General features: G+C 43.6%; 12 protein-coding genes. 9 read left to right on the forward strand and 3 right to left on the reverse strand.

Features of this window, described 5'->3' with window-relative positions:
- Positions 1 to 5 precede the first annotated feature (5 nt).
- Positions 6 to 1058, reverse strand: coding sequence for an endospore germination permease (locus NC238_06830; GenBank protein MCM1565653.1), 1053 nt, complete (start codon positions 1056 to 1058; stop codon positions 6 to 8).
- Positions 1059 to 1101: 43 nt separating this feature from the next.
- Entirely contained in the window at positions 1102 to 2697 is a 1596-nt protein-coding gene (locus NC238_06835) for a spore germination protein (protein ID MCM1565654.1), read from the reverse strand.
- 644 nt (positions 2698 to 3341) lie between these two features.
- On the opposite strand from NC238_06835, the gene NC238_06840 reads away from it, so the two are divergent.
- From NC238_06840 to NC238_06870, 7 genes are all read left to right on the forward strand, one after another.
- Positions 3342 to 4058 (forward strand): molecular chaperone TorD family protein, encoded by a 717-nt coding sequence (locus NC238_06840; protein ID MCM1565655.1) that lies wholly within the window; start codon positions 3342 to 3344, stop codon positions 4056 to 4058.
- A gap of 42 nt (positions 4059 to 4100) precedes the next feature.
- Complete coding sequence (locus tag NC238_06845; protein MCM1565656.1) at positions 4101 to 6785, forward strand: molybdopterin-dependent oxidoreductase; 2685 nt, start codon at positions 4101 to 4103, stop codon at positions 6783 to 6785.
- Positions 6786 to 6799: 14 nt separating this feature from the next.
- Positions 6800 to 7408, forward strand: coding sequence for a 4Fe-4S dicluster domain-containing protein (locus NC238_06850; protein MCM1565657.1), 609 nt, complete (start codon positions 6800 to 6802; stop codon positions 7406 to 7408).
- Positions 7409 to 7426: 18 nt separating this feature from the next.
- Positions 7427 to 8506 (forward strand): polysulfide reductase NrfD, encoded by a 1080-nt coding sequence (gene nrfD / locus NC238_06855; protein MCM1565658.1) that lies wholly within the window; start codon positions 7427 to 7429, stop codon positions 8504 to 8506.
- Positions 8507 to 8626: 120 nt separating this feature from the next.
- On the forward strand, positions 8627 to 9160 hold the full coding sequence (locus tag NC238_06860) for a YeeE/YedE family protein (GenBank protein ID MCM1565659.1): 534 nt from the start codon (positions 8627 to 8629) through the stop codon (positions 9158 to 9160).
- A complete protein-coding gene (locus NC238_06865) occupies positions 9157 to 9735 on the forward strand; it encodes a YeeE/YedE family protein (protein MCM1565660.1) in 579 nt (192 codons plus the stop codon). Before NC238_06860 ends, NC238_06865 begins: the two co-directional genes overlap by 4 nt.
- Positions 9735 to 10280 carry a rhodanese-like domain-containing protein gene (locus NC238_06870; GenBank protein MCM1565661.1) on the forward strand — a complete coding sequence of 182 codons (546 nt, stop codon included), beginning with the start codon at positions 9735 to 9737 and terminating at the stop codon, positions 10278 to 10280. The genes NC238_06865 and NC238_06870 overlap by 1 nt, the downstream gene beginning before the upstream one ends.
- 391 nt (positions 10281 to 10671) lie before the next feature.
- On the opposite strand, the gene NC238_06875 is transcribed toward NC238_06870, so the two are convergent.
- Positions 10672 to 10893 carry a hypothetical protein gene (locus NC238_06875; protein MCM1565662.1) on the reverse strand — a complete coding sequence of 74 codons (222 nt, stop codon included), beginning with the start codon at positions 10891 to 10893 and terminating at the stop codon, positions 10672 to 10674.
- A gap of 749 nt (positions 10894 to 11642) precedes the next feature.
- Here NC238_06875 and NC238_06880 point away from each other — a divergent pair.
- Together NC238_06880 and NC238_06885 are read left to right on the forward strand one after the other, a co-directional pair.
- Complete coding sequence (locus NC238_06880) at positions 11643 to 13892, forward strand: molybdopterin-dependent oxidoreductase (protein ID MCM1565663.1); 2250 nt, start codon at positions 11643 to 11645, stop codon at positions 13890 to 13892.
- Positions 13893 to 13912: 20 nt separating this feature from the next.
- Positions 13913 to 14254 carry an oxidoreductase gene (locus NC238_06885; protein MCM1565664.1) on the forward strand — a complete coding sequence of 114 codons (342 nt, stop codon included), beginning with the start codon at positions 13913 to 13915 and terminating at the stop codon, positions 14252 to 14254.
- Positions 14255 to 14398: the final 144 nt, after the last annotated feature.

Genomic DNA, 14398 nt, shown 5'->3' on the forward strand with positions numbered 1-14398 from the left:
CTTAATTAACTTCCTCTTTTTTTTCTTATTATCGCAACAGTGAGAAGGAACAAAGGTAGTGCTATTTCAAAAAATAGTGCGAAAGGCGGCCAGTACTTTCTAAAAATGTCCTGTAACTGAATGGTACTACTACTCACAAAAGTTGCAGCTGTTACTTGTAACGGGGCTAAATAACAGACGACGGGGTAATAGGACTTCAAACCGAAAATTTGTGCGGTTATGAGACAGGTCAAATAGTATAACAAAGTTGTTTTAATCATGATGATGGTTAGCCAAAAAAAGAAAATGAAACCTTCAATCCGTTGGACATAGTTCCCGTATTCTATTGATTTAACAAAACTCCAAAAAGGAAAGAGCAAATGACCGGAAAGATTTGGACCGACTACCGTAATAATAATTAGGGTACATAGGGTTATAAAACACATAGACGCCAGAATCGCCCAAAGACTTTTGCTCCAGATCTCCTGAGGCTTGTTTACAATTGGCAGCAGCATGATAAGTACGACGATCTCTCCAAAAAGGGAGGCAGCAACCGCCGAATCCGGTAAAAGGGGCTGGATTCCTTTTTCAAAAAGAGGCAGCACTCTTTCGTAGTCTACTTTGAACAGCGCCAGGCCAAATAAACACACGAAGCTGATAATAAAAAGGGGCAACACAAATTGGTTGGCCCGGACAATGACCTCAATTCCTTTATAGGCTCCAAACCCCGCTACTGCTACAATAACAATGATAAGGAGCAGTAGTGAACTTCCGAATGATAGACTGTAACTCAGGAACTCTGAAAATTCCCTAATTGTAAGGGTATTGGTTGTAAAAAAAAACAGGACATAGGCAAGGCAGAAAACCTTACCCATTACTTTCCCAAGAACAATTTCGCTGTATTTAGATAAAGTGGTCCGTGAAAAACGCTGCCCTAATTTTAAAATAATCAGCAGCGAGATTACGCCTGCCAGACAAGAGAATGAGGTAACAAGCCAAGCTGATTGTCCGGCCCTCTGCACAATGATTCCTGGGACGAAGAGAATAGAGGTAGCAGTAATCAGCGTAAACAGCAGCATGCCAGTTTGTGTACCGGAGATTCTTTCTTTATCTATGGCTCATTCACCCCTTATCCGGTTTAGTAGGGCCTTGCTTGGAGGCTTGACGTATGGGCTCTTCTGCACCGGTAAGGCGTGGTCTGGCAGACATAGCCCACCAGGGGGCACGGAAAAAAGTATCTTTCAAATCAGACACGCTTAGGGGAGCAATCGGCGATAAATAAGGTATGCCGAAGGAACGCAGACCACAGAGATGATATAAAATAACCATCAGACCCGAGACTATTCCGAATATGCCCAGTATACTGGACAAAATGATTAGGACGAAGCGTAAAATTCTAATACTGGTACCTATAGAATAATCCGGAAAAACAAAAGAAGCGATTGCTGTTATACTGACGACAATAACCGTAATAGGGCTGACAATGCCGGCGGTAACCGCGGCTTGACCTATGACCAGACCGCCTACGGTACTTATCGCCTGACCTACAGTCTTCGGTAATCGGACACCGGCCTCACGTAACAACTCAAAGGTGAGCTCCATTAAGATAATTTCAATTGAAATGGGAAATGGCAAATCACTACGTGCTCCGGCTACTGTGGTGAGAAAGGTCAAGGGAATCAGCTCGGCGTTATTGGAAAAGACAGCAATGGTAATGGCAGGAGCTAATAATGCAATATTGATCGCAATAAAACGGCCGATTCTGATTAAAGTGGCGAAAAGATTGTTATTATAATAATCTTCAGATGCCTGCAAAAGAGAAACAATTGTACAAGGAACGATTAATACCGATGGGGTATTATTCACAATAATAGCGATTCTTCCTTCGCACAAAGATGCCGCTGTTCGGTCTGGACGTTCAGTATTTTGGACAAGTGGAAAAAGCGTAAAGGATTCATCAGCGATTAACTCTTCGATATAACCGCTGTCTAAAATACTGTCAATGTCAATTCTGTTAAGGCGTACCTTTACTTCCTCGACAATTTTATCATTCGCAATTCCTTGAATATAACAGATTCCTACTTTGGTCTGAGTAAGTTTCCCAAGGGTTATCGATTGATATTTCAGGCGGTTGGAAGAGATCCGTCTTCGCAATAAGCTAACATTTGTGGACAGGTTTTCAACAAAACTGTCTCTTGGACCCCTTATGCTCTGTTCCGTGGAGGGTTCATTGACGGCTCTTTGTTCGTACCCTTGAACTGCTGTAGCAATCGCTGTGGAATAACCGTCGATCACTAAAATAAGGTGACCGCTAAGCAAAAAGTTGCTTAATTGTTGAATGTCTGATACGAGTTGAGTCTGGTGATTAGGCAACAGCCTTTGAAGAATGATTTCAGGCAGATTGGCTTTGGTTGTTGATATTTCAAGTGTCCGAAAAAAGTTTTCCTGCATTAATGATTTAAGTATTGATTCGTTAACCATAACCGGATCGCAGAGACTTGCGGCGTAAATGATAAAAGCTCTTGTTGGGACTGGAAGATCAAGTAAAAATTCCTTGCTTACAATGTCTTCACAAAGATGGAAAAACGCTTGCAATATTTTGAGATTTATATCAATTTCAGAAGTTAATTTTTTTGTTTCTTGAGAATCATTTTGAGGTGTCTTAAATGTTATCTGGGGTGAATTGCTAAGTATCTTAGTTAACAGTTCCTTAATCATTTGTTATTGTATCCTAGCTCTGATTTTTTATTTAGTTTATCCTAGGCAGTGCAATTTATACTTAACAGATTTGTCTATGCCCTTCGGATCAATGTTATTCTTCTGACTTTTTCTATACGATGATCTCTGCTCCACAATATCGGCAGGTCTTGCTGTTCGACAGATTTGTTTTTTCGCATTTCGGACAATCTTCAATCCTGAAGACCGAATGGTTAACGAAAATTTTATTTGGCCCTTTTCTCTTATTCAGCGTATAATCAAATGTTGAATATTTGTTCAAACTTTTAATAAAACGGAGTGATCTTATTCTGAATGATAAAGTGGATACTCGTCAAAGAATCTTAAATATAATTTAATATGATTTATAATTTCTTGCTGAGCTTGTTCAGGTGTTTTGAAAATTGCATCCTGGATAAGCTCCCTTTTTATTGCAATAATCTTTAATGGAAGGGAAAAATTCCATTGACATAAATATATAGACCAGTCTATTATTGATTTAAGGGGAATACATTTATGTAGAAATTTCTATGTACCCTTACAATCCCAAATACCGGTAAAGTCAAGTTGCAGCTAAGTTTAAATCTCACAAAATGAGTCCGGCAGAAATTAAACACATCAGAATTTCTAACGAAAGGAGGCAATTCATGGATACTGATAAAGGTTGTACTATTTTTTCAGATATACCTGTTTCCGCTGCACAAACACGCGTTCATTTATGTCAATTGATGAACATTCACTTCATGATATTGCCGGATTTCATGTTTGTGAAAAAAATCCGAAGTGAGGTCTTCATCTCCATCCTAGAAGAATTGTCCAACGAAAATGTTTTGTGGCCTGAGCTGAGTGAAGGATCTTCTTTAATGCTGGAGTATATTCGATCAACTGCTCAAATAGAGGCATCTAAATTCTCGGATATTCTAGGAGTGGACAGGACCAGACTGTACAGGGGAATTAAACCAGGCTATGGACCTCCGCCTCCTTGCGAAGCCGTGTGGACTGAACATACACACGATGCTGCAGCAGTGTTGCAGGAATTATCGGAAGTCTATCGAAAGTCCGGGATGATCGTATCAGATGAAGCAAAGGAGAGGCCGGATTATATTGGGGTTGAGCTGGAATACCTGAGTCAACTTGCCGTACAGGAGATAGAAGCTTGGCAATCTGGTAATGAAGACAAGGCCAGAGAATTGCTTGCAAAGCAGTACCATTTTTTAATCGAACATCCTGGAAGATGGATGCCCCGTTTCATCGAAGAATCGCTATCCATGGCAGATACTGATTTTTATAAGGGACATCTATCTATGCTACACAGCTTCTTAGCCCATGAACAAAAGAGAATCGACATCATTATTAAAAATTAAGGCATTTTGTTTATTTTTTCACTAAGATGGAGGTGACTTATTTTGCTTAAAAATGTTGAGAAATCCAAGATAACACGCAGGGGTTTCTTAAAAGGAACAGGTGGAGCGGTTGCGTTTTTAGCATTATCAGGCAACTTGTTCCCGATTTCAAAGCAGATCTTTGCCCAAACGGATGGAACAGCCGTGTCCGAAACCGTAGTAAAACCTGGTCTCTGCCACTCATGTCATCTTGCGAAATGCAGTCTGCTTTACACAGTCAAGGATGGGGTACTTGTTCATGTTGAAGGAAACCCGGAGGGGCCCTGGAATAAGGGAAAATGCTGCGTAAGAGGGCAGTCAAGTCCGGCTTTTGTGTATAATCCATATCGGGTAAAATCACCGATGAAGAGGACCAACCCTAAAAAAGGATTGGATGTCGATCCGGGATGGGTGGAAATCAGCTGGGACGAAGCTATCAACACAATGGTAGAAAAGCTTTCGGCTATTCGCAAAAGTGATCCGCGCAAGTTGTGGTGGATGCAGGGTTTCCCGGCTTTCCCCAATCAAATAACCGGAATGAGAGCCATTTTCCCGACGGTTTTCGGCACCCCGAACCAAGGGATGATTACCGGGGCCATGTGTTCGGTACACTTGACCAACGGGCTGGTTCAAGGCGGTTTTGCCCAGTATCCTGATTGGGACTATGCCAAATATATTCTCTCGGTAGGGAATACGACAGCACCAAACATCGGGCCTGGAGACGGAGCTGCAAATTATATTGTTGATAAAGTGAAAAGTGGCACACGGTTAGTCGTTGTCGATCCGCGCTGTTCACCCGAGGCCAAGCTTGGGGAATGGGTTCCGATTAGACCGGCATCGGATTTTCCGTTTATGCTTTCATTGGCCCATGTCATCCTGCATGAACTGAACACATTTGATGTTTGGTTTGTAAAGAACCGTACAACCGGACCGTACCTGATCAGTCCTGAAGGGGATTACCTGAAGAATGCCGCCAACAAGCCGCTCGTCTGGGATTCCGTGGCCAAAGCCGCGAAGGCTTTTGATGATCCGAGCATTGGAGATTATGCGCTTGAAGGTTCCTATGAAGTCAATGGTGTTAAGGTACAGCCTGCTTTTGAACTTCTGAAACAGGGAATGGTTAAATACACGCCGGAATGGGCTGAGGAACTGACGACGATTCCGGCCGCTAAGATTCGTGAAATTGCGAAGGACCTTATCGAGAATGCCCAGATCGGCAGTACCGTTAACATCAACGGGGTTACCTTGCCGCTTCGCCCGGCTGTAATTTGCGTCAGCCGCGGATTGACCAGTCATCGTGACGGTCACCATGCATTCTGGATGTCCATGGTCGTTAACCAGTTGATCGGTGCTGTAGCCGTGCCGGGAGGAAATATTGTGGCCCCTGATCCGAAGGCGCTTACGCCGGGTGAAGACGGTGTCGTCATTCCGGAGAATTTCCATTGCAAATTCACACCTTGGCAATGGCCGCCGCAAGCACTGGAGGCCAGAGAGTTCCAGCCGTATTGTTTTGACATCACCTACCGCATGATCGATTTGATTCTCGACCCGAAACCCTATTATGCTAACTATACCCCGGAAATGTTCATTAGTTTCGCCGCAAACCTTTATACGAAGGGCGGAAATCCGGAACGGATCGGGGAAGCCTTAGCCAAGATACCGTTTGTTGTATCGATTGCTCACCATGTTGATGAACACACAGCCTTCGCCGATCTGGTCATGCCGGAAGCATCTTATCTGGAGATGCCGACAGCTTTCTACTTCCAAATGTACAGACCGGGATCAGCAAGATTAGGCAACATCCATATCGGGCACAGAGAGATCATTAAACCTGTCAATAATGTGCGGATTATGGACGAAGTGTTCACCGATATCGCGGAACGGATGGGAATGCTCTATGGGCCGGGACCGGACAAACTGAATTTTATGACCAACATTATTTTGGGCATTCCGCCCCAATTCTGGCTTGATCTGGGCAAGAAACACAAGGCGGCGGATGTTGTCGAGCGTTACTTGAAAGGGCAATACGGTCCGCAAATCACGCTTGATGCTTTGGCCGCAAAAGGTTTTGTCTATGATGAGATGAAACCGCAGGATGTCTACAACTACACCGCTTTTCCTGGCAAAACGACACGTCACCCGCTTTACAATGTTTATTACAAGAGAGCGGGAGAACAGTTGCTGGCCGGCATGGAAAAAGCAGGAGTTAAACATCCGGGCTTCAGTGACGAAGAGATTAAGTTTTACTATACGGGTGTGCCGGCTTGGAAGCCGACGCCAACGCAAAGTGCGCCGGCAGAATATGATCTTTACGGCGTCGTTTGGAAAATTCCCCAATTCCTGTTTGATATCAGCGGCGTTGGGACCAACCCCTGGCTTGTCGAAACAGCAGAACAAAACCCCGATTTCGGCAAAATTCTGCTGAATACGGCAACTGCGGACAAAAAAGGATTAAAAGACGGGGATATGGTCTATGTCGAAAGTCAATTCGGTGGGAAAATCGGGCCTTATCCCGTTAAAACCACTGAGTTGCTGCATCCCGATTGCATGGGCGTTGCATCAGGTATAGGGCGTTTAGTCTCGACAATGAATCCGTTGTCAAAGAAAAATATTCCGTATAACCGCTTGCTTGCCTCAACATGGGAGAGCATTGAGGTTATAACCGGGGGTATTGAAAACAGCCCTAGAATGAAAATAACGAAGGCATAGGAGGATGATTACCCATGAGATATGGTATGATAATTGACCTAACTCGGTGTATCGGCTGCGATGCCTGCACTGTTGCCTGCAAACAGACAAATGGAACCGGACCTGGCGAATTCTGGTGCAGGGTGTATAAGACTCAGGAGGGGAAATACCCGGATGCCCGGCCGGTTTATTCTCCTGTACTTTGCAACCATTGTGATAATCCGCCCTGTAAAAAAGTATGTCCGGTAGGAGCAACACAAAAACAGGCAGATGGTATCGTTGCGGTTGATGCGGACAAATGCATCGGCTGCAGGTACTGCATTGCGGCTTGCCCGTATGATGTCAGGCATTTTGTTACGTCAACTTCTAAAGGATATTATCCGGAAAAAGGGCTTTCGACTTTTGAAAAGGCCATGTACCCGCTTCATCAGGAGGGCACTGTCGAAAAATGTGAGTTTTGTCAAGGCAGATTGGCCGAGGGCAAGCAACCGGCCTGTGTCCAGGCTTGTACGGCTGTTGCCAGAATATTTGGGGATCTTGATGATCCGAATAGCGAAGCTGCAAAATTGGTGAGTTCCGGAAAAGCGTATACACTTTTGCCTGAAGCCGGTACAAATCCAAGAGTGTACTATATCAAAGGATAGAAGGGGTGGTGAAAAAATATGGATACACTGAATGAAGTGACAACAATAGAAAAATTTAGAAATTCTCCGGGCAATAAAAAAATAATTGGTTTTGGTGTTTTGGCTTTAATTGGCATAGCCGCCTGGATCATTCAGCTTACTGTAGGATTAGATGTCTTAGCAGCAGGGAAGAGCATGGCATGGGGCGTTTACATTGCATCCTTCTTTCTGCTGGCCGGCACCGGAGGCGGATTGCTGATTCTCTCAGCTTTGGGAGATTTCGGAATACTTTCTGCCGTTAAAATGCAGCGCCGTTCGTTGCTGATCGCTGCGATTGCTTGTTTCATCGCTGCCGGTTTTACGATTCTGATGGATATTGGCAGGCCGGAGCGTGTCCTCAACATGCTTTTTTCTCCCAATTTCTCGTCTATGTTTATATGGGATTTTTACTCTCTGGGTCTGTCTTTGATTCTAGGCATTGTTTGCCTCTTTAGCAAACCAAGCAAAATTCTCGCTAGTTTAACAACGTTGGTCGCCTTGGCTTTGTTAATTGTTGAAGGATTAATTTTGACTGTCAGTACCGGAAACCCCATGTGGACCAGTGTTTTGACGCCTTTGTTGTTTGTGGTCGAGGCGTTTGTAACGGCGACAGCGGTTGCTTTGGTTATAAGAGATACAAAGGAAAGCGATGGCCGTTTGGAGAAAACATTAGCTGTTTTATTACTGGCAACCTTGGCAGTCAGCCTTGTCGAAATTGCTGCTGTAAGCCTTCTCGGAATGCATGCAGAAGCCAAAACGAGTTTTCAGCTTCTCCTGAGCGGAAACTTAGCGCCGTTTTTCTGGGGACAGATCCTTCTGGGCATCCTATTGCCTTTCGTTTTGCTGGTAAAATACAAGAGCGGCAATAACGTGAAAGCGGCCTCAATCTTGGCTTTTGCGGGGATATTTGTAGCCAAGATGAATTTGCTGGTGGCGGGGCAAGCATTGCCGTTTGAAAATTTCCAGGTCACCTACGTACCGTCGTTGGTGGAGTGGGGAGGATTTATTGGAGGGTTAGGAATTGCGGCTTTCTTGTATATTCTAGGTATACTTGTTCTACCGGTAAAAAAGGATTTATAGAGGGGTACACCTATCCTAATTGAGAATACAAAATAAATTAGGAAATGGAGGGTCAGGTGTTAGCCTGGCCCTTCCAAACAACATTAGCAGTAAAAGTAAAGTAGGCAGGAGGTGAGAGAGTTGCTGCTGATTGATGCTTTAAAGAAAAAAAGATGGTCGCCATGGATCGCAGGTGGATTACTAGGGGTAACGGCTGTGGCTTGTTATGCTATTGCAGAAAAAACGTTGGGTGCTTCAGGCGGCTTTGAAAGCATGGCTAGCATTCTAGGTTCTTCTTTTCACTTGAGTTGGGCAAACTCTATTTATTTTAGGCTTGTAAAGCCACCCGAAGTTAGTTTCCAGATGGTTCAATTTATAGGTATGTTTTTTGGCGCGTTAATTGCTAGTTTTTACTCTCGGGATCTGAAAATTAGAATGATCCCAGATCAAGAATGGGTACAAAGATTTGGCCCAAGTAAAGTTAAAAGATGGATTCTTATTTTTCTAGGCGGAGTAATTATTGAATTTGCTGCTGGGATTGCCGGAGGCTGCACAAGTGGTTTAGGTATTTCCGGGACAATACAGTTGTCTCCAGCGGGATTAATATTTATCGTTGGGGTGTTCACTAGCGGAATCTTGATGACGAAAATTCTCTACGGGAGGAATTATCGATGACAACGATATTAATTCCGATCTTGATTGGTCTTTTCTTTGGTTTCGCTCTCCAAAAAGCAGGGTTAGGTCATTATGATAAAATTGTGAATCAGTTCAGATTTAAAGATAATACCATGATGAAATTTATGATGAGTGCTATTTCAGTTGGGCTTGTAGGTATTTATTTTTTGAAGGATATTGGTTTTCTAAATCTTATAGCAGTTCCGGATACTTATGTGGTTGGTAATCTTGTAGGTGGACTTTTGTTCGGAATAGGGATGGCCATTGCGGGCACTTGTCCGGGAACATTGATAGTCGGGGTAGGGCAGGGAAATTTAGATTATCTAATCCCAGGTTTCCTAGGTTTCCTAACAGGTGCAGTCTTGTTCGGGATTGCTTATCAGCCATTCTTTCTCAAAATCTACCCTATTGCATCTTATGGAAGAAAAACTCTCGAAGATCTTTTCCATATTAATCATTGGTTTATCATTGTTATTTTTGTATTAATGACTTTGGTTTTTTATTTTATATCTAAGAAAAGAGAGCATTCTTTATCAACTCAACCGCAAATGAAAGAGGAAGGAGCGAAAGCTTGATGAGTAAAACTAGATTCACAGTCCAGTTTTTTACTGTGGTAATTATCCTATTCTTGATTCTAACAGGATGTACAAAAAATAATGTCAGCGAAAATACATTAATAACTCAACAAACTCCTCCGAAGACCCAATCTCAGACGGTTGAACAGTCCAATTCTCAAATAAATGAAATTTCTGAACCGGATAGCCCTCTTGCACCGATACCAGCTAATTCAAAAATCACGGTCAGAGAACTATATCAAGGCATTCAAGCAAAAAAAGAATGGCAGATATTTGATACCAGAAATTATTCTGTGTATGCTCTGGCCCATGTCCCGTCTGCCCAAAATATTCCGTTAGCCTCCTTAGAAAATAGAATTAACGAAATTTCTAAAAAAACACAAGTAATCTTTATTTTTTTTAATGATGAAGACGCTGAAAAAGGTTGGCAGATATTAATATCTAATGGATATGATCCCAATCTTGTCAAAGTTCTCGAAGGTGGGATGGATCAATGGGAAAAGGCCGGTTACAAATCAGAAAACGGATTACCAGCTGGGTGTTAAGCTCATGCGTAAGCTATAGTTTTTGAAAGTTCAATTCCCTCCAAAGAAGACCGGTAGGGATATGAGGATCACTTTAGCCAAATAAGCCTACCTTAGCGGTAGACTGCTCAGACAGTAGACAAAAGAAGAAATACCCTTATCCAAATGGTATAATTATACTATACAAATAGGGGTATTTTTTGATGTATGTGAAAATTTCAGTTAACTGATCAAGCCTTGGAATTGAATTTACTGAATTCTGCAATTGGGGCTCTTCGTGGCTTACAGTTGTTCTATTATTGACAAAAAAAACTGCTGCACAAACTATTTGCGTTCGTTGTGCAACAGCCCTTTATTTGGTCATCAATCTGAAGATTATCCCAAGAAACATGTTTAGGACAGCTACTTCGGATTAAGCCTTAAGATTCACATTAGCTTCTTTTTTTGTTTTGCGCCATGCAATGACTGATACCATAAAGCTTCCCATAAACCCGCTTATGGCTCCATTAATGCCGTTGTTTAAGAGATTAGAAATTTCTGTTGTAGGAAAAGGCGCAACAAATTTAGCAATTATTACACACATTATAAAACCTATGAATAAACCTGGGATAGAAGAAAGAGCAGATTTTAACATACATAAACCTCCTAAATCATAAAAGTTTACTTCTGAACATCGCTATTTCTGTCCTAATCAATTTATTATTCTGTCTTTTTTTCCACTGCGATCTCTGCACCGCAATGTCGACAAACCTTACTGTTAGGTAAGTTTGTTTTCCCGCATTTCGGACAATCGACGGGCTTCTGTGCAGTGGGGGGTCTAAAACACATAGAGATAACCACCTCCTCAATGATTTAAGATATTTGGTACTATGGTGGGCAATGTGATTTCCATCTGCCTCAATCCGGCAGACCTATGGTCAGCGGAAAATGGAAATATTGGATGCCCGATTCGGTGTAATTTCTTTGGAGTCCACCAAATATATAGTGCAAAAAATATGCCAACATATTGAAGTGCTGTTACCAACATCCGAATTGTTTCTGAAGTTGTTATTTTTCGCGGCATTTTTTTAGGAAAGCTAATAGTGGAAGCCCATTTCTCCTTTTGCATATTTATCGAAAAGTGGACAAAAGTTTAAAAAATACACTCCTTGAAAAAGGTAGAGCGCTGCAGCATGTCTTTACAAGCGCTTAAAGTGTAGACTTAAGCGTTCTTGCAAGGAACTGTTTTCTAAGGAAATTCGTGGCACGGATAATGCACTTATATACGCGTGGAGTCCAAAATTAAATGAATAGAGCTGGAGAAGTTTCTTGGGGTCACGCCTCTGATCCAGGTGCTTGCTCACAGTCTCTATTCGCATAAAAAAATTTATCGGAGGGATAAGAATGGAATCAAAATGGCAGCAAACATTGGCTGACGGTACGGTGGTAACCAGGACTTGTGCATGGTCCCCCCCGGGTTGCCATTCCGTTGGCTGTGGTCTCAGATTGTATGTCAAAGACGGGAAACTCGTTAAGGTAGAAGGCGATCCCGAACATCCAATCACGAAAGGACGGTTGTGTGTTCGCTGTTTAGCTTTGAAAGAATACGTCTATCATCCGGATAGGATTGTTTATCCGATGAAACGTGACAGGAAAGACCGCGGCAAAAACAAATGGGTACGTACTACCTGGGATGAAGCGTATGATATCATCGCCAAGGAAACACACCGGATCCAGAAAGAATATGGCAACGAAGCAATCATGTTATTCGATGGCACCGGTCGAGAAGCTACAATTTACCATACAACCCTTTGTAATGCTGTTCTGCAGACTCCGAATAACTGTTATGCGCAGAGCGGCTGGTCCTGTTACGGACCGCGTATCGCCATTACTGCCTTTGTGCTGGGTTCCGGTGTGCCGGAAATGGACTATGCAGCCAATTTACCGGGGCGGTATGATGATCCTCAGTACGTATTGCCGAAATATGTTATGCTCTGGGGCAAGGATCCACTGCCTTCAAATCCCGATGGACTCTGGGGACACGCCCTCATTGAAATGATGAAGCGTGGAACGAAGGTTATCATGATCGATCCCAGGACGACATGGCTGGGTACGAGAGCAGCACATGTGCTTCGCCTGCGTCCCGGTACTGACGCGGCTCTGGCGTTGGCTCTCCTGAACGTTATCATCAACGAAGACCTTGTTGACCATGAGTTTATTGATAAATGGTGCCATGGCTTCGAAGAACTTAAAGAACGCGTCCAACAATATCCTCCGTCAAAGGTTGCGGAAATCACAGGAGTCCCTGCAGAACAAATCATTGAGGTCGCGCGCATTCTTGGTACGAAAAAACCCAACGCTATTAGCTGGGGCCTCGCCATTGACCAGAATCCTAATGGTGTTCAGGTGGGACAGGCGGTGCTGTCAATAGCGGCGATTACCGGTAATCTTGACATCCCGGGAGGGACCACCATTGGTTTTGCTGTCGGCGGACTTCAGGACGCCCAGGGTGCTAAAGATGTTACGGAAGTAAGCGCTGCAGACCTGCCGGCGGGTCTTTACGAAAAACGTATCGGGCTTAATGAATATCCTGCTTTGGCCGCGACAATCAATCATGCTCATCCTGACTTATGTTTGGATACGCTGGAAACCGGCAAACCCTATGCCATTAAGATGGGCTGGATCCAAGGCACCAATTTAATCTCGCCTACGAACACGGCTCAGCCCAACAGGTGGTATAAAAAATTGAAGGAACTGGAATTTGTCGCAGCGGCAGATACCTTCATGACACCGACTATCATGGCCATCGGTGATGTCTTCCTACCTGTCTCCACCTTTGCGGAGCATGACGGTGTAATCCGTACCCACTCCGGCATGAATACATTCTATACAGGATCAACCAACAAAGCGCTTACGGTCGGTGAAGCAAGATCCGACTTGGAGATCATTTATGGACTCGGTCGTGTCATGAATCCGGCAGCATTCCCAATGCCTTTCGAAGAGTTTTTTGAAATGCAGACCATGCATGGAGAGCCTTTTAGATACAAAGATCTTAAAGAGAAGGTCTTAATTCAGGCCCCACCTGTCTATAAGAAGCATGAAAAGGGTCTGCTCCGTCGTGACGGTCAACCAGGTTTTGAAACAACTTCAGGTAAGGTCGAACTTCGTTGCAGCATGTACGAAGCCTTTGGGGATGATCCGCTACCGTATTATCAAGAGCCTCGTTACGGTCCAAAGAGCGAGTATGCCAAAGATTATCCCCTGATTTTGACCACCGGAGCCAGGAAATATACTTCATTCCATTCGGAACACCGCCAGATTCCCTCGCTGCGTGAAATCACTCCCGATCCGTTGGTGGAAATCCATCCTAAAACCGCTGCCAAATACGGTATTAAAGCAGGCGACTGGGTTAAAGTTGAAAATATGTTCGGCTCCGCCAAGTTGAAAGCGAATGTGACTCCCATTGTCTCTCCTGACCAAGTGATGTGTGCTCATGGCTGGTGGTTCCCGGAAGAAGACGGGGAAGAGCCAAACTTGTTCGGTGTATGGAAATCCAATATCAACACCATGATTCCGCACAAAGAAATCGGGAAGCTTGGATTCGGTGCACCTTACAAGAGCATGATCTGCAAAATTTCTAAAGCACAAGACTAATTAAGGTAGGAGGTAAAGAGATGTCAAATTATGGTTTATTAATTGACTATCAATATTGCTCCGGCTGTAAAAGCTGCGAGATAGCATGCAGAAACGAAAAAGAGCTTCCAGTTGGCAAATGGGGAATCAAAGTACTGGAAATGGGACCATGGGAATTTGAGCCGGGAGTTTATGAATGGAACTATATTCCTATGCCGACTTCATACTGTGATCTTTGCGCGGACAGAGTTGCCCAGGGAAATGGAAACGTCCCCTCCTGCGTGCTTCATTGTCTGGCCAGCGCCATTGAATACGGCACAGTAGATGAACTGAGTGCTAAGATGAAAGAAAAAGGTAAAAAGGTATATTTAATTAAGCCTTAACAACGGTATATTTCCTGCTAAAAGTCGTCAAGCCGCACCCTGCTAAAAGGGTGTGGCTTCGGCTGTTTGAATATAGGCCTTTTTTTCAGGGAGGAGAGATAAACTTGTGTTATTTTTGCAGTCCTACATGTGAGCATTGCCGGC

Source organism: Dehalobacter sp. (assembly GCA_023667845.1).
Taxonomy (GTDB): domain Bacteria; phylum Bacillota; class Desulfitobacteriia; order Desulfitobacteriales; family Syntrophobotulaceae; genus Dehalobacter.